The organism is Paenibacillus rhizovicinus (genome assembly GCF_010365285.1).
Classification (GTDB): domain Bacteria; phylum Bacillota; class Bacilli; order Paenibacillales; family Paenibacillaceae; genus Paenibacillus_Z; species Paenibacillus_Z rhizovicinus.
Window position 1 is genome coordinate 5,267,348 of sequence record NZ_CP048286.1, and the last position, 16,178, is coordinate 5,283,525.

Annotated in this window: 14 protein-coding genes; 13 read left to right on the plus strand and 1 reads right to left on the minus strand. The window is 57.0% G+C overall.

The annotated features are described in order from the left end of the window. Positions 1-16: 16 nt before the first annotated feature. The 6 genes from GZH47_RS23600 to GZH47_RS23625 all read left to right on the plus strand — a co-directional run bounded on the left by GZH47_RS23600 (position 17) and on the right by GZH47_RS23625 (position 7,126). Positions 17-1,387, plus strand: a complete 1,371-nt coding sequence (locus GZH47_RS23600; RefSeq protein WP_162643483.1) for an extracellular solute-binding protein — start codon at positions 17-19, stop codon at positions 1,385-1,387. 102 nt (positions 1,388-1,489) lie between these two features. Then, positions 1,490-2,371: a carbohydrate ABC transporter permease gene (locus GZH47_RS23605; RefSeq protein WP_162643484.1), complete on the plus strand. Its 882-nt coding sequence runs from the start codon at positions 1,490-1,492 to the stop codon at positions 2,369-2,371. A gap of 24 nt (positions 2,372-2,395) precedes the next feature. Continuing rightward, the gene (locus GZH47_RS23610) at positions 2,396-3,277 is read left to right on the plus strand and encodes a carbohydrate ABC transporter permease (RefSeq protein WP_162645393.1); all 882 of its coding nucleotides are present in this window, start codon (positions 2,396-2,398) and stop codon (positions 3,275-3,277) included. Positions 3,278-3,327: 50 nt separating this feature from the next. After that, positions 3,328-4,326: a glycoside hydrolase family 43 protein gene (locus GZH47_RS23615; protein ID WP_162643485.1), complete on the plus strand. Its 999-nt coding sequence runs from the start codon at positions 3,328-3,330 to the stop codon at positions 4,324-4,326. 102 nt (positions 4,327-4,428) lie between these two features. Next, positions 4,429-4,968 (plus strand): hypothetical protein, encoded by a 540-nt coding sequence (locus GZH47_RS23620; RefSeq protein ID WP_225446177.1) that lies wholly within the window; start codon positions 4,429-4,431, stop codon positions 4,966-4,968. Positions 4,969-5,146: 178 nt separating this feature from the next. Continuing rightward, positions 5,147-7,126, plus strand: a complete 1,980-nt coding sequence (locus tag GZH47_RS23625) for a glycoside hydrolase family 127 protein (protein ID WP_162643486.1) — start codon at positions 5,147-5,149, stop codon at positions 7,124-7,126. Between the two features lie 1,081 nt (positions 7,127-8,207). Here the strand turns inward: GZH47_RS23625 and GZH47_RS23630 are convergent. Then, positions 8,208-8,810 (minus strand): P-loop nucleotide/nucleoside kinase family protein, encoded by a 603-nt coding sequence (locus GZH47_RS23630; RefSeq protein ID WP_162643488.1) that lies wholly within the window; start codon positions 8,808-8,810, stop codon positions 8,208-8,210. Positions 8,811-9,233: 423 nt separating this feature from the next. Here GZH47_RS23630 and GZH47_RS23635 point away from each other — a divergent pair, with 423 nt between their 5' ends. From GZH47_RS23635 to GZH47_RS34410, 7 genes are all read left to right on the plus strand, one after another. Further along, positions 9,234-10,781 carry a choice-of-anchor Q domain-containing protein gene (locus GZH47_RS23635; protein WP_162643489.1) on the plus strand — a complete coding sequence of 516 codons (1,548 nt, stop codon included), beginning with the start codon at positions 9,234-9,236 and terminating at the stop codon, positions 10,779-10,781. 441 nt (positions 10,782-11,222) lie between these two features. Next, positions 11,223-13,664 (plus strand): beta strand repeat-containing protein, encoded by a 2,442-nt coding sequence (locus tag GZH47_RS23640; RefSeq protein WP_162643490.1) that lies wholly within the window; start codon positions 11,223-11,225, stop codon positions 13,662-13,664. A 171-nt stretch (positions 13,665-13,835) separates the two neighbouring features. After that, entirely contained in the window at positions 13,836-15,023 is a 1,188-nt protein-coding gene (locus GZH47_RS23645; RefSeq protein WP_162643491.1) for a peptidyl-prolyl cis-trans isomerase, read from the plus strand. A gap of 23 nt (positions 15,024-15,046) precedes the next feature. Then, a complete protein-coding gene (locus GZH47_RS23650; RefSeq protein WP_162643492.1) occupies positions 15,047-15,334 on the plus strand; it encodes a hypothetical protein in 288 nt (95 codons plus the stop codon). A 203-nt stretch (positions 15,335-15,537) separates the two neighbouring features. Beyond that, a complete protein-coding gene (locus tag GZH47_RS23655; RefSeq protein ID WP_404823713.1) occupies positions 15,538-15,759 on the plus strand; it encodes a DUF3502 domain-containing protein in 222 nt (73 codons plus the stop codon). 7 nt (positions 15,760-15,766) lie between these two features. Continuing rightward, on the plus strand, positions 15,767-16,021 hold the full coding sequence (locus tag GZH47_RS23660) for a ketopantoate reductase family protein (protein ID WP_162643493.1): 255 nt from the start codon (positions 15,767-15,769) through the stop codon (positions 16,019-16,021). A gap of 23 nt (positions 16,022-16,044) precedes the next feature. Beyond that, on the plus strand, positions 16,045-16,167 hold the full coding sequence (locus GZH47_RS34410; RefSeq protein WP_263866871.1) for a hypothetical protein: 123 nt from the start codon (positions 16,045-16,047) through the stop codon (positions 16,165-16,167). Positions 16,168-16,178 lie beyond the last annotated feature (11 nt).

Here is a 16,178-nt window from a genome sequence, read left to right on the forward strand (position 1 = left end):
AAGGGGGACTCTACGAATGAAACGCCATTATGTAATGACAAGCACCCTTCTTGCTGCCGTGCTGCTCGTTGCAACCGCTTGCGGAAACACGAACAACAGCAATTCCGGCAGCCAATCCAACACTTCCGGCAACAACGCGAATGCGAATGCAACGTCGGGCAATGCGGGTTCGAATGCGGGCACGGGCGAGAAAATGACGCTCAAAATGATGCATCTGTGGCCGGACGGCAGCAACTCCGCGCAAAATAAAATGGTTTCGGAAATCATTAAAGAATACGAAGAAGCCAACCCGAACGTCACGATTACGACGGAAGTGCTGGAAACCGAGCAGTACAAAAACAAGCTGAAGATCTTGTCCGCTTCGAACGATATGCCCGATGTCGGTTTCACTTGGGCAGCCGGTTTCATGGACCCCTATGTAAACGGTAACAAGTTCGCGCCGCTCGACGATCTGCTGCAAGGCGACTTGAAGGACAAGTTCGTAGCCGGCACGACGGAAGCATATGCCTTCAACGGCAAAACGTACGCGCTGCCGGTCGAGCTGAATATCGTTCCGGTCTACTACAACAAAGATATTTTCGCCAAATACAAGTTGACTCCGCCGCAAACGCTGGATGACCTGAAGAAAATCATCCAAACGCTGAACGACAACAAAGTGACGCCGATTACGCTCGGCGGCAAGGACGCATGGCCGGCATCGTTCTGGTACATGTACATGGCTGACCGCATCGGCGGCGCGGATTTGCTGGACAAAGCGGTCGCAGGCAACGATTTCACGGATCCGGCACTGCTCGAAGCGGCCAAACAAGCGCAAGAGCTGGTGGACATGAACGCATTCGTGAAAGGCGCTAACGGATTGTCCAACGAAGAAGCGAAAGCCTTGTTCATGAACGAGCAGGCGGCGATGTACGCGATGGGCACGTGGGAAGTCCCGAATTACACGACTGCCGCGGACATTCCGCAGGCATTCAAAGATAAAATCGGCTACTTCAAGTTCCCGACCGTCGCAGGCGGCAAAGGCTCCGTGGACGATTGGGTAGGCGGACCCGGCGTAGGCTTGTTCGTTTCCCAGAACTCCAAGCATGTCGAAGAAGCGAAGAAATTCGTCAGCTTCTTCGTTCAGAAGTGGGGCGAGCACAGCGTAACGGACGCAGGCGTCATCCCGGCTACGAAGGTCGACACGTCTACGGTCAAACTGCCGCAAATGTTCATCGATCTGCTGAACGAACTGAACAAAGCTAGCAAAGTAACGCTCTACCTGGATACGCAGATGAAACCGGGCGCTTCCGCAACGCATATCAACATGGTGCAGGCCCTGTTCGGCAAAGCGGTAACGCCGGAAGAATTCATCAAGAAACAAGACGACGCGCTTAAAGCAGGCAAATAAAACGAATGTCTTGCGATAGAGGGGCGTGCCGCCGATCGCGAAAATTGCGAAATCGCGGATGCGCCCTTCTCTCCCAATGACCGGCAGGAGGCCATAACGAACATGAATACGGTCATGTCGAACAAACGAATTATCGCCCTGTACGTCTTGCCGTCCTTGTTCTTGATTCTGGCGATCATCTATATTCCGATCGTGCTGACGGGATACTACGGATTAATGGATTGGAACGGCATGAGCAAGCCGGACTTTATCGGGCTCGACAATTACAAGAAACTCATTCACGACAGCGTCTTCTGGCACAGTACTTATCATTCGCTCTTATTCGCGCTGCTGTCCACGCTCTGTCTCGTTCTCTATCTAGCGGTAGCGCTCGTGCTTGCAGGCAAGATCAAAGGGGCGAATCTGCTTCGCAAAATCTATCTGCTTCCGATGCTGCTGTCTTCGGTCGCCATCGCCCAGCTGTGGCTGAAAGTGTATCACCCAACGAACGGCATCCTGAATGCATTGCTGGAGAAATTCGGCGTCGTGAATACGCCAAACTGGCTGGCCGATCCCCATATCGTGCTGTATGCCATCTTTATTCCGATTCTTTGGCAGTTTGCGGGCTTCTACATTCTCATTTACTACGCGGCGTTGAAAAATATCCCAACTTCTCTCGAGGAAGCAGCTCGAATCGATGGCGCCACCTCCTTGCAGGTCGCGCTGCGCATCAAGCTCCCGCTTATTTCGGAGGTCATCAAGGTGACCGTCGTGCTGGCGGTCGTCGGTTCGCTGAAATATTTCGACCTGATCTACGTCATGACGGACGGCGGGCCGAACCAATCGAGCGAAGTGATGGCATCCTATATGTATCACAAGGCTTTCAAGGAATTCGACTTCGGTTACGGCAGCGCGATCGGCTTCTTCCTGCTCGTCATCTGTCTGGTCGCTACCTGGATCATTCGGCGTCTGACGGCGACGAAAGAAACGATTCAATATTCATAATAGGAGGGGATCCCTTTGTCCGGCATGACTACAACAGCGATTCATCCTCGTCCCGAATCGAGAATCTCGTCCCGGCAGCTAGGCAGCCGAATCGGTTACGGCGTCTTATACGGCGTGCTGGGATTGACGGCGGTGCTGCAGGTGCTGCCGATCATCTGGCTGCTGCTGTTCTCGCTGAAGAACAACCAGGAAATTTTCAATCTATCGCCGTTTGCCCTTCCGAAGCAGCTGCATTGGAGCAACTATGCCACGGTATGGTCGCAGGGAAACATCGGACGGTATTTTCTGAACAGCATCTGGATTACGACGGTTTCGGTCGTGCTTACGATTTTGTTCGCTAATTTCGTAACCTTCGCGATGACGCGGATGCAGTGGAAATTGCATAAGGCCGCGCTTGGTTTGTTCATGATCGCGCTCATGATTCCCGTGCATTCTACGCTCATTCCGCTCTTCAGCATGTTCCAGAAAGTCCATTTGACCGACTCGCAATGGAGCATCGTCTTGTCGTACATGGCGTTCAATCTGCCGCTGACGATCATGATTCTGATCGGCTTCTACTATTCGCTTCCGCGAGAGGTGGAAGAGGCAGCGATTATGGACGGGTGCAGCGTGAACCGGATGTTCTTCCGCATCATTCTGCCGATGACCGTTTCCGTAAGTGTTACTGCAGCCATCATCAATATGATTTATAATTGGAATGAGTTTATTTTCGTCAATACATTTCTGAGCTCGGAAGGCAAGAAGACGCTGACGGTCGGCATCCAGAACTTCGTTGGCCAGTATACGACGAACTGGGGCGCGATCGGAGCGACGCTGATGATCAGCATTCTGCCGATCCTCGTCATCTTCTTCCTGCTCAGCAACCGGATCGTGGAAGGTATCGCGGCCGGATCCGTGAAAGGCTGATTTCATTTAAAGGCTGATTTCATTCCATCATTCCAGAGGAGAGTCTGATCATGTCCAATTCCGCCAAACCTGCCGCACCGAACGAGCCGATCGTCACACACATCTACACCGCTGACCCGTCCGCGCATGTATTTGAAGGGAAGCTCTACATTTATCCTTCGCATGACATCGATCATGACGGGCCGACGAACGATAACGGCGACCAGTACGCGATGGAAGATTATCATGTATTATCGCTTGATGACGTGAATGCGCCTTGCGTGGATCACGGCGAAGCGCTTCATATCCGCGACGTCCCTTGGGCATCGAAGCAAATGTGGGCGCCGGACGCCGCCTTCAAGAACGATACGTACTATCTGTATTTCCCGGCAAGAGACAAGGACGGCGTCTTCCGTATCGGAGTTGCTTCGGGTACAAGCCCGGCCGGTCCTTTCAAAGCGGAAGAGAACTACATCCCCGGCAGCTATAGCATCGATCCGGCCGTATATGTCGATGAAGACAACCGGGCGTACATGTATTTCGGCGGTCTATGGGGCGGACAGTTGGAGAAATGGCAGACCGGCGAGTTCAAGCCAGACGTAACCGAAGGCCCGGATGCATCGGCACCGGCGATCGGACCGCTTGTCGCGGAGATGAGCGACGATATGCTGACGTTCAAATCGGCGCCGGCGGAAATTTCGATCGTGGACGAGGACGGCAATCCGATCGTCGCGGGCGACGAAGACCGCCGCTATTTCGAAGGTCCTTGGATGCATAAATATAAAGGTTTGTATTACCTGTCTTACTCCACGGGCACGACGCATAAGCTCGTCTATGCGGTGAGCGAGAATCCGCAAGGCCCGTTCGTGTACAAAGGGACGATTCTGACGCCCGTCCTCGGATGGACGACGCACCATTCCATCGTGGAATTCCAGGACAAATGGTATCTGTTCTACCACGACGCTTCCTTGTCCGGCGGCGTCGACCATAAGCGCAGCGTGAAATTCACGGAGCTTCATTATAATGAGGACGGGACGATCCGGACGATCGATCCGTATCCGGAGAAATAATCCGAGAAGTAATCGGACAAGCTAGAGGAAATCGAATATGGACGAGCCGAAAAGGCTGAACGCTCCTGCCAGAGATAATTATCTCGGGCAGGAGCCTTCTTTTTGGTTGGAAATGAAACGAAACGCATTCGCATTCGTTATAATAGCATGCAAGAAGAGACGGAGGTGCTTCAGATGGATTTTCTGAAAGGGATCGGGAAGCTGGCGGGCGAAGTGACCGGCAAAGTGATCGGCGGCACGGTGCGCGTTGCGGGAGAGCTTGTTCACAGCGATTACGTGAAAGAGATCGGCAATGACGTGGAGAGAGTGACGGCCAGAACGGGAGCGATCGCGGGTCAAGCGGCGAGCGGCGTATGGGATGTTGGCGCGGGCCTGATAACGTCGGATAAGCAGAAGGCGACGAACGGACTGGACGATCTGGGCGATGCGGTAACGACAACGGTGAGAAGCGCCGGCCAAGGAATCGAATACGTGGTCGAAAGCGGCAAAGACGTGGTGACAGGCATCAAGGATAAGGACAGCGAGCGGATAAAAGACGGCGTCAAGAAATTAGGAAAAGCGGCGGCAGTCACTGTTCTTGCAGTCGGCGTGATCGATCTCGTCGACGGACCCGACGGTCCGGATGGAACGGGTACGGTTTAAACAGGCACGAGGTCAGATGGATAGATATTAACGGATGGGGGCCGGCTGGCCTCCATTTTTTCATGTCGGGCAAAACAAATATGCTCGGTCGGGAAGGATACCTTCGCTAGGGTACCGAATAGGAAACTTGACGAGCAGTACCTGTTGGAATTCGAGATTGAATGGGGATGGATAACAGATGAATCGTATAATCAGCAGTCAGTCTGGCCGCAGTGCGGTGCGTATCGACGATGAATTTTGGAACCGCTTTATCGAGCTTGTTCGGGGAACGGTGATTCCCTATCAATGGGAGGCGCTGAACGACAGCATACCGGAGGCCGAACCGAGCTATGCGATTCGAAATTTCCGCATTGCGGCGGGGATGGAAGAAGGCGCCTTCGGCGGCATGGTGTTCCAGGACAGCGACGTGGCGAAGTGGCTGGAAGCCGTCGGCTTCTCGCTTGCGCAGCATCCGGATGCCGAGCTGGAACGAACCGCGGACGGGGTCATCGAACTGATCGCGATGGCGCAGCACGAGGACGGCTATCTGAATACGTATTTTACGATCAAAGCGCCGGGCGAGCGGTGGACGAATCTCTATGAAGCGCATGAGCTGTACTGCGCCGGCCATATGATGGAAGCGGCGGTCGCCTATTATTACGCAACGGGCAAAAGCAAGCTGCTGGACGTCATGCGCAAATTCGCCGACCATATCGCGTCCGTATTCGGGCCGGAGCCGGACCAGCTTCGGGGCTACGACGGCCATCAGGAGATCGAGCTCGCGCTGGTGAAGCTGTATGAGGCAACGGGCGAGGAGCGCTACATGGAGCTGGCGCGATTCTTCATCGACGAGCGCGGGGCGGAGCCGAATTTTCTGGTCGAGGAAACCAAGCGGAGAGACGGCCGCAGCATCTGGACCGACCGGAAGCTGGAGCCCCCGACGCTCTTGCAGCTGGCGTACAACCAGGCGCACCGGCCGGTCCGGGAGCAGGATACCGCAGTCGGGCATGCCGTTCGGGCCGTATATATGTACACGGCGATGGCCGACCTTGCCAGAGTGACGGAAGACCGCGAACTGCGCGATGCATGCCGGCGGCTGTGGAACAACATGACGCGGAAGCAGATGTACATCACGGGCGGCATCGGCTCGACCCATCACGGCGAAGCGTTCTCGTTCGATTATGATTTGCCCAACGATACGGTGTATGCCGAAACCTGCGCCTCGATTGGGTTGATCTTCTTCGCCCGGCGTATGCTGCTGCTGGAAGCCAAGAGCGAATACGCGGATGTGATGGAGCGGGCGCTGTACAACAACGTGATCGGAAGCATGTCTCAAGACGGCAAGCATTACTTCTACGTGAATCCGCTGGAGGTATGGCCCGAAGCTTCCGAGCGCAATCCCGGGCGACATCATGTGAAGGCGACCCGTCAGAAATGGTTCGGCTGCTCCTGCTGTCCGCCGAACGTGGCTCGGCTGCTCAGCTCCTTGAACGATTACGTCTATACGTCGTCGGCGGAAGCGAACACGATATACGCGCATCTGTTCATCGGCGGCGAGGCGCGGTTTACGCTGGCTGCAGGCGAGGTTGCGCTGCAGCAGCAATCGCTTCTGCCATGGGAAAGCGATACGCGATTCACGTTTACCGCGGTGCCGGAATCCGTATTCACGATGGCGCTTCGCATTCCGTCCTGGTGCGGCGGGAGCGCCGCGCTTCGCTTGAATGGCGTCCCGATGGACTATGAGACGCGGAACGGTTATGCGATCGTAAGCAGAACCTGGTCGCAGGGCGATTGCTTGGAATGGGCGCCGGAGCTGCGCGCGCAGCTAACGGCCGCGCATCCGAGCATCCGGGCCGATGCGGGCAAAGCCGCCATCGAGCGCGGCCCGCTCGTGTTCTGCTTGGAGGAAACGGATAACGGTCAGCCGTTGGCCTCGTTGTCGATTGCGCGGGATGCCGAGCTGCAAGTCCGCTTCGACGCCGAATTGCTCGGCGGCACGGTTGTAATCGAAGCCGACGGCTATGCCGATGATGCGGCCGCTTGGCAGGAGGACGCGCCGCCGTATCGTCCGATGGCGCAGCAGCCGGCTTCGCGGGCGGTGCGCCTGCGCGCTGTGCCGTATTACTTGTGGGGCAATCGGGAGACGGGCGAAATGACCGTCTGGCTTCGCACGCAATAATAAGGAGGGCAAGATCCGAGCTTCGACGTTTATGGCGCAGCTCGGATTTTTGGCGATTTTATCGTTGGTGCGCGGGGGAGCAGGCTTGCCGCGCTTTGTAGGTGTCGCTGACGGCGGCCGCGAGGCGCGCGGCAAGTTGCGGGTCGTGGCAAGTTGCGGATCGTGGCAGGAGAGAGAGCCGGCTCCTGGAGATGCTGAACTCGCGGCAGAAGGCTGCTCCGGCGGCCATGGTGCGGGCATCGGTATGAGGGGACGTAGAGGAGGCTGATCGAACGGCCATGGTGCGGGCATTGACATGTTGGTATGGGGGGCGCGCAGAGAAGGCTGCTCGAACGACCAAGGTGTGTACATTGGTATGTTGGTATCGTGGGCGCAGAGAAGGAAGGCTGCTCCGGCGGCGGCAACTCGCATCTCGGTAGCGGCGCAAAAAGAAAAAAACGCCTAACGAATCCAAGGCGTCTTATTTGGACCGTTTGCGGCCTTTTGAATGTGTAATGAACTCCAGACACGTTATTTGCTTGGAATGAAGCAATTTCCGCCTATTTGGGCCTATTCGCTAACCATTAACGCTTCTGGAGTTCGTTAGAACAAGCGAGGAGCCAATTTGGCGGTTTTAAGCATTATACGATTCGTTAGCTTGCTTCCAGCTAACACAGGATGAGGTTCGCTATTGGATAACTGCCTGAAAGGCAGGAATCAGCAACGTAACACCGATAATCGCAAGCCGCAAATCCGCAAGCCGCAAGCCGCAAACCGCAAACCGCAAACCGCAAACCGCAAACCGCAAACCGCAAACCGCAAACCGCAAACCGCAAACCGCAAACCGCAAACCGCAAACCGCAAACCGCAAACCGCAAACCGCAAACCGCAAACCGCAAACCGCAATCCACAAACCCGCAAACCAGCAATCCCGCAAATCCGCAAACCCGCAAGTCCAAAACGAAGAGAAAGAGAAGCTGCCCCTAGGCAGTTGGCCCACCATCACGCCATTTTCGGCGAGCATGCCGCGCGCCGCCTCGATATCATCCGTATCGAACGCGAATGCCGCTCGCTTCGCCGGACGGGCCAAAGTCCGCAGCGCTCAGCGCGAATCCGCTCTGCTCCCAAGAATAAACCGTTCCAGCTCCTCCAGCTTCGCTTCCGTGAACGGGCCCGAATTGTCGAATTCGAGCACGGATTCGGGGGGCAGCGGCCATGCGATGGTACGGCGGCGGAGCGACGCCCGGAATTGCGCCCAATTGTCCAGCTTCCACGCATCGAGCGTCGAAGCCCGCGCTTGGATACGCGCCAGATAGTCTTCTTCCGCGGGCAGCTGAACGACGACCGTCTTCACGCATACGTCCGCCGCCGAAGCGCCGATGCGTCCAAGCTCTCTTGCCAGCCATGCCGCATCTTCCGTTTCCCGCGTAAACGGGCCGACCGCAACGGCGTCCTGGCCGAGCGCGAGCTGCTGAAGAGCGGCGTCCATCGTAATCCGGTAGCCCAAGTCGCGGCAGTGCGCCTTGTAGAACGGCGAATCCCGATCCTCCGGATCCCGTCCCGCGAGCGTCATGAGGGCTTCGGCTGCCGGGCGCAGCAGCGTGTCCATATCCAGATAAGCGCCGCCGCGGCGATGGACCCATGCTTCGGCCAGCGTTGTTTTTCCTGCTCCGGCAGGACCGATGAAGAAAATTAACTTTCGCACGCGCATACCTCCGGTAAGTGATTAATAAGCGTATTGTACCATCGGTCCCTCCCGTAACCAACAGGAATGAACGACCCGTGCGAGCTTGAATTCCCTATCCGGCAAGAACGATCCGCCGGGGACGATAGCCGTGTCGAGTTCCGTTAAAAAAATATCTCAAAATCATATCAATTGGTCGCATTCCCATATAGTGACGCTTGCCCAAATTCATTATAATGGAAACGACATCCCGGAAGAGACACGACAAGCAGAACGGCATATGGAGTTGAATGAATTGCGCAGAGCGGATCATGGACCGGAAACCGGAAACCTCCTCAACCGGCGCCTCGCTGCATTTCACAGGCATGCACCCCAAACGGCGATAAGAGTTGTAAGCGGTTACTTCAATCCAAAACCAGGCTCAACAGTGAAGGGGCGAATAAAATGTCAACCCGATTGAAAAGCATCCGGATGAACAAACGCGTTGCGGTTACCGCAACGATTGCCGTGCTTGTGCTGTTAACGATAATAATCGTCATGGTCATCACTTCCAATGCGGCCAATACGACGTACTACGTCAGTGCGGCCGGCAGCGACAGCAATAACGGAACGAGCAGCTCCGCGCCATGGAAGACCCTGTCCAAAGTAAGCGGAGCGGCATTCGGCGCTGGAGACAAGATCCTGTTTCGCTCCGGCGATTCCTGGTCCGGCCAGCTGATGATCAACGACAGCGGGACAAGCGCTAAACCCGTCACGGTCGGCGCATACGACAAGGGCAGCAAGCCGCTCATTAACGGCGGCGGCAACAGCGCGGCCGTCTTGATTGACGGGGCGAGCTACGTGACGGTCGACGGACTTGCGGTCACGAACTACGATGGCGCGAATGTGACCGACGGCGTCGAAGGCAACCGGGACGGCATCAAAATCAGCGGCATATCCAGCAATATCACGATTCGCAACAACGAGATTTACAACGTCGAAGGATTCAGCAACCACGAAGCCACCGGTTCGCCGCGCGGCACTTCGCTCGCCGCGCACGACAACAACATGTATATGGTCGGCGCGATCTATCAGAACGGCACGCCGGCGAATAACTATCTCATCGAGAACAATTACATCCACGACAACACGGTCAACGGCGTCCTGACGACGCAGGTGGGAACCGGACTTATTATTCGCGGCAATACGGTCAACAACGGAGGAGCGGACGGCATCGAATACTGGAACGCCACATCGCCGCTCATCGAGTACAACTCCGTCACGAACGTGGGCAACAACAGCGGAGCCAGTGACCAGACGGACGGCGTCATCGGCTATCACGGCTACGCGGTAGCCGGCATTTGGGGCATCATCGACACCGATCAGGTCGTGCAGTACAACTACGTCGCCAATACGAACCGCATCGTGTGGGACGGCCAGCCGTGGGATTTCGACAACGATACCGTCGGGGGCGTATATCAGTACAACTTCAGCCGCGACAACGAAGGCGGATTCGTGCTCGGGGGCAAACCCGACCAGATTTTGCGGTACAACATCAGCTACAACGACGGCAGCGAGCAGGCGTATACGGCCCAAGGCTTCTTCAATGCCAATTCGCAATACTACAACAACGTCTTCTACCAGGATAACGGCGCGGGTTTCAGCAAGGCCAAACTGACGGAAGGAACGTTCAAAAACAACATTTTCTACACGAACGCCAGCGATTCCACCGCTACCGACTATGAATCCGGCGGTCCGACGTTCTCGAACAACGGTTTCGGAGGCACGCAAACCGCATTGAACACGGGAACGGCTCCGGTGATGGGCGATCCGCTGTTCGTCAATCCGTCGAGCGTCGGTAATTCGATTAAGTCCGTCGACGGGTTCAAGCTGCAGAAGGGTTCGCCTATGATTAACGCGGGCACTTCGATTCCCGATAATGGCGGCAAGGATTATTGGGGCAATGCGCTGTACAACGGCAAGCCGGATATCGGCGCCTACGAGGCGCCGTGATGAGTAAGAGCCGGCCGGCCAAAGAATTGATCAGCGATACAGTGAACCAATCATCCAGCCTTTCACTCGGCAGCAACGGGCATCTCCTGTTCCTCCTGCCGTAATTCTCCTCTTCATCCGAAGCAATCATACACCGGGCATAGTTGGCAATGGGTACATCCATATCGTCATGATGCACCGGTGTATGCTTTTGCGGCCTGTCTAGTCTGTCTGGCCTGCCTAACCTGCCTAACCTGCCTAACCTGCCTAACCTGCCTAACCTGCTTAGCCTGTCTTGCCAGTCTTGCCTGATTTCCCCAATGAGCGGAAGGGAGGTGGTGGATGGAGGCGATCAGCGGCTTCAAGAAAAGGATTTCACTCGGAAGGGAGTGTTGTCCGCGCCGGGATTGAAGTTGTACGTCAGGCAGTCAGCCGCATTTCACAAGTGAAGGGATGGATAAGATGCCAATGCGATTTAATCGGAACCGGATGAACAAGGGTTTATCGATTTCCACGACGATGGCCATGCTCGTATCGCTGTTCACGGGCACGATCGTCACGGCCGGCACGGCAAGCGCAGCCAATACGACATACTACGTCAGCGCGGCCGGCAGCGACAGCAATAACGGAACGAGCAGCACTACGCCATGGAAGACGCTGTCCAAAGTAAGCGGAGCGGCATTCGGCGCAGGCGACAAAATTTTATTCCGCTCCGGCGATTCCTGGTCCGGCCAGCTGCTGATCAACGACAGCGGCGCAAGCGGCAATCCCGTGACGGTCGGCGCCTACAACACCGGCAGCAAGCCGCTCATTAACGGCGGCGGCAACAGCGCGGCCATCCTGATAGACGGCGCGAGCTACGTGACGGTCGACGGAGTCGCGGTCACGAACTACGACGGCGCGAATGTGACCGACGGCGTCGAAGGCAACCGGGACGGCATCAAAATCAACGGCGCATCCAGCAATATTACGATTCGCAACAACGAGATTTACAACGTCGAAGGCTTCAGCAACCACTCGGCGACCGGCTCGCCGCGCGGCACTTCGCTGGACGCGAGCGCCAACAATATGTATATGGTCGGCGCGATCTATCAGACCGGCACCCCCGCGAACAATTACCTCATCGAGAACAACTACATTCACGACAACACGGTCAACGGCGTCCTGACGACGCAGGTGGGAACCGGGCTTGTCATTCGGAGCAACACGGTCAATAACGGCGGAGCGGACGGCATTGAATACTGGAACGCCACGTCGCCGCTCATCGAGTACAACTCCGTCACGAATATAGGCAACAACAGCGGAGCGAGCGCGCAGACGGCCGGCGTCATCGGCTATCACGGCTACGCGGTAGCCGGCATCTGGGGCATCGTCGACACCGACCAGGTCGTGCAGTACAACTATGTCGCCAATACGAACCGCATCGTGTGGGACGGCCAGGCATGGGACTTCGACAACCAGACCGTCCGCGGCGTCTACCAGTACAACTTCAGCCGCGACAACGAAGGCGGTTTCGTGCTCGGCGGCAATACCGACCAGATCTTGCGGTACAACATCAGCTATAACGACGGCAGCCAGCAGGCGTATGCGGACCAAGGCTTCTTCAATGCCAATTCGCAATACTACAACAACGTGTTCTACCAGAACAACGGCGCCGGATTCAGCAAGTCCAAGCTGACGGCAGGCTCGTTCAAAAACAATATTTTCTATACGAACGCGAGCAATACCAGCTATACCAACTATCAGTCCGGCGGGCCGACGTTCTCGAACAACGGCTTCGGCGGCACCCAATCCGCGCTGAACAAAGGAACGGCTTCCGTCACGGGCGATCCGCTCTTCGTCAATCCGTCCAGCGTGGGCACCTCGATTACTTCCGTCGACGGCTTCAAGCTGCAATCGGGCTCGCCGATGATTGACGCGGGAACCTCGATTGCCAGCAACGGCGGCAAAGATTATTGGGGCAATACGCTGTACAACGGCTCGCCGGATATCGGCGCGTACGAAGCGCCGACGGGCGGCACGACGCCTCCTCCGTCCGGAAGCGATACGCATGGCGGAACATGGGCGCTGAAACAGCTGAGTACGGGAACGGCTTCCGGCACGGGCGCTTACCAAACGGTCAGCGGCGTCGCGGCAAGCAGCACGTACGTCTACAATGCCTGGGTGAAAGGCGCCGGCCAGCAAGGCAAGCTGGTCGTCTACGACAGCTCGTGGAACGTGCTCGCCGAATCGTCCATTTACACATCAACCGGCACGTGGACGCAGGTCAGCACGCCGTCCTTCTCCACCGGCACGAATACGTCGCTGAACGTGCAGTTTATCGATACCGGCACGACGGCGGGCACGACGTATATCGACGACGCGTTCCTCGGGATATCCGGGGGCGCGAACAAGCTGACGAACGCCGGTTTCGAGAGCGGCAGCACCGGATGGACGATGGCGGCTCCGTATACGATCGTACAGCCGCCCGCGCCAAGCAATACGCATGGCGGAACATGGGCGCTGAAACAGCTGAACACCGGCACGGCGTCCGGAACGGGCGCGTATCAAGCGCCGACGAGTATCGCGACGAGCAGCACGTATGTGTTCAAGGCTTGGGTGCGAGGCGCTGGCCAGCAAGGCAAGCTGGTCGTCTATGACAACAGCTGGAACGTCATCGCGGAGTCGGCTTCTTACACGGCAAGCAGCACGTGGACCGAGATCAGCACGCCGTCGTTCAGCACGGGCACGAACACGACGCTCCGCGTCCAATTCGTTGACTTGGGCACGACGGCGGGCACGACGTACCTCGACGACGCGTTCCTCGGCATATCCGGGGGCACGAACAAGCTGACGAATCCCGGTTTCGAGAGCGGCAATACCGGCTGGACGATGACGGGGCCGTATACGATCGTTCAACCATAATTCGAGCAGGCATGGCGCCCGGAGAACAAGAGGCTGTACGCGAAAGCGGCCTCTTGTTCGAACGGCGACAGCCTTTTCTGCTTATTTCTAGTCGTTGCGCGAAGGCCCGTCGCTGTCCGCGCCAAGCTGCAATCATCCGATCGGCAGACTCTGAAGGTAGGCAGGTGCTCCATGAAGAAGCAGGCGCTCCGTCCAAACAGCGCGAACGCGACAGCGAAAACGAAGGCGAATAAAGCCGGCAGGAACGCGGAGAAGGCATCGCGAAGAGAAGCGGCGAGGCAGCCGCACCGCAAGCGCCGCATCTACATATGGCCTGGCGTCGCGGCGGTGCTGCTGGCGCTTATTCTTGGCCTAGTCGCGTGGCGCTCGCCGGGCGGCAGTCCGAATCCGTCCGACGTCATTGCCCGGGTCGACGGAGAACCGGTCAGCTACGGGGAGTTCGCGCACGAGCTGACCGCCAACCGGGCTGTCGTCATCGGTTATTTCAAGGATAAGTACGGCACGGAATTCTCGCCGGACTTCTGGACGACGGCGGTCGGCGGCGAGCTTCCGCTCGACCGTGTGAAGCGGCTCGCGCTGGATGCCAGCGTAAGGCGCAAGGTCCAGCAGATCGAGGCGCGGAAGCATGGCTTGACGGCGGATATCAGCTACCGGACGCTACTGCGGACGATGAAGGAGACGAATGCCGACCGGGAAGCCAAGGTGAAACGGAACGAAGTCGTCTACGGTCCGGTCACTTTCGACGAACAGCGGTTCATCGACGACAGCGGGCAGCGGTTATTCCAGGCGCTGCGGGACGAGCTTCAGCCCGGATTCGCGATCACGGACGCGGAGATATCGGCTTATTACGAGGCGAACAAAACGCAATTCGAGCTTGGCGACTCGCGCACGATCCGCGCCATCGAAGTCGTATTCGCCGATGAGCAGGATCGGAAGCAGGCCATCGGGTCGGCGCGCTCGAAATTGAACGATATCTTGGCGCAATTGGACGGGGGAGCGAAATTCGCTGACGTGTACGATCGGTTATCCGCCGATTCGGCAAGCGGGCTCTCCGTATCCGAGCGCGTCTACGACTATAAGACGCCGCGGACGGAATCGATTAATCATCCCGTTCTCATGGCGGCCATCAACAAGCTGGCCGCCGGTCAGACATCCGGCCTCGTCGAGGACGGACTGTCAATCGGCATATACGCTTGCGTCGATAAGAGCGGGATCGCGGCAATTCCGTTGAACGAAGCAGAGCCGCAGATCAAGAAAGATTTGGCGTCGACCGCATACAATCGGTTCGTTGACGAACTTCAGCGAAAGGCGCAAGTCGAAATCGACGACCGGAACATGGCGAAGGTCGAGATGCAATAACGAATAGCCAAGGAGCCGAATCCATGACCAGATCGCTCAGCTTTCAAGTTTTGTCCGGATTCGTCATCGTGGCCTCGCTGCTCACCGTCCTGCTGATCGCCAACAACGGCTACGCGATGAATGTCGTCTGTTCCCAGATCGCGGATGCCAACCGGCTGCTTTTGACGAGCAACGCGACGGATTTGGAGAACCGGTTCGCGGAGATCAATGCGAACCTGTTCCGTTTTATTTCCCAGGACCCCGACATCCAAACGTTCAGCTACCGCCAGGAGGGAATTTGCTCTATTCCGACAAGACGCTGCTCAACCTGATCGACTGGGCATCAAGGGCCGGCATTATACGAAGATTTCGGACGATATCATCGGCTTTCCGCTCGGCATAAGCGCCGCGAACGTCGGCTACAGAGCGCAGGGCGACCAATGGATCTTCGGCAATCAGTTCAACAGCTATCTATTCAAGACCGAAGACCCGCACAAAACGGGAAACGTACCGGGCGTACAACGAGCAGGCGGTCTTGTCCAAATCGCTCGGCTTCACCTTCGATCCGACATCCGTGCAGAACGAGATTGCGGCCTGCAATACGGTGTTGACGCAATACGCGATCGGCCTGAACTCCGGAGGCCTCGATCCGGACAAATACGTGCCGGAGCTGAACAAGAAGCTGAAGGCGGCGGGCATCGATACGATCATTGCCGAGAAGCAGAGACAGGTCGACGCATGGGCGCCGGCAGGGTAAGGACGGGATGCTTGTACGGCCGGCCGTGCTGGCCCGAGCGGGCAAGGGCAAATCCTCGATGCTTCAGGATGCGGAAGGACACCGCAAGACCGAGATCGAAGTTATTATTGGCGCAGTCGTGAAAGCCGCATCCGCATCCGGGGTGGACGTACCGCTGAACCGCGCCATGGTCGCGCTGATCGGCGGCTTGGAGAGGGGATGGCGAGTTTCCGTCGACGCAGATCCATCAAGCTTGCGATCGCATCGCATGATCTCGATCTGACGAATGAAACGGAACGCGGCGAAGTGGAGCAGTTCGCTGCCCTCGTTCCCGAATTCGATACGACGGGCACGCGCCAAGTGCTCATTATGGAAGTCGGGGAGACGATTGAATTAGGCGATACGGTAAGGAGGAATGTGCGGCGATGAGATTGGCGACA

Excerpts from the sequence above, each read along its gene's own strand:
- GZH47_RS23600 (WP_162643483.1), top strand. The coding sequence starts at position 17 with ATGAAACGCCATTATGTAATGACAAGCACCCTTCTTGCTGCCGTGCTG.
- GZH47_RS23605 (WP_162643484.1), top strand. The coding sequence starts at position 1,490 with ATGAATACGGTCATGTCGAACAAACGAATTATCGCCCTGTACGTCTTG.
- GZH47_RS23610 (WP_162645393.1), top strand. The coding sequence starts at position 2,396 with ATGACTACAACAGCGATTCATCCTCGTCCCGAATCGAGAATCTCGTCC.
- GZH47_RS23615 (WP_162643485.1), top strand. The coding sequence starts at position 3,328 with ATGTCCAATTCCGCCAAACCTGCCGCACCGAACGAGCCGATCGTCACA.
- GZH47_RS23625 (WP_162643486.1), top strand. The coding sequence starts at position 5,147 with ATGAATCGTATAATCAGCAGTCAGTCTGGCCGCAGTGCGGTGCGTATC.
- GZH47_RS23635 (WP_162643489.1), top strand. The coding sequence starts at position 9,234 with ATGTCAACCCGATTGAAAAGCATCCGGATGAACAAACGCGTTGCGGTT.
- GZH47_RS23640 (WP_162643490.1), top strand. The coding sequence starts at position 11,223 with ATGCCAATGCGATTTAATCGGAACCGGATGAACAAGGGTTTATCGATT.
- GZH47_RS23645 (WP_162643491.1), top strand. The coding sequence starts at position 13,836 with ATGAAGAAGCAGGCGCTCCGTCCAAACAGCGCGAACGCGACAGCGAAA.
- GZH47_RS23650 (WP_162643492.1), top strand. The coding sequence starts at position 15,047 with ATGACCAGATCGCTCAGCTTTCAAGTTTTGTCCGGATTCGTCATCGTG.
- GZH47_RS23660 (WP_162643493.1), top strand. The coding sequence starts at position 15,767 with ATGCTTGTACGGCCGGCCGTGCTGGCCCGAGCGGGCAAGGGCAAATCC.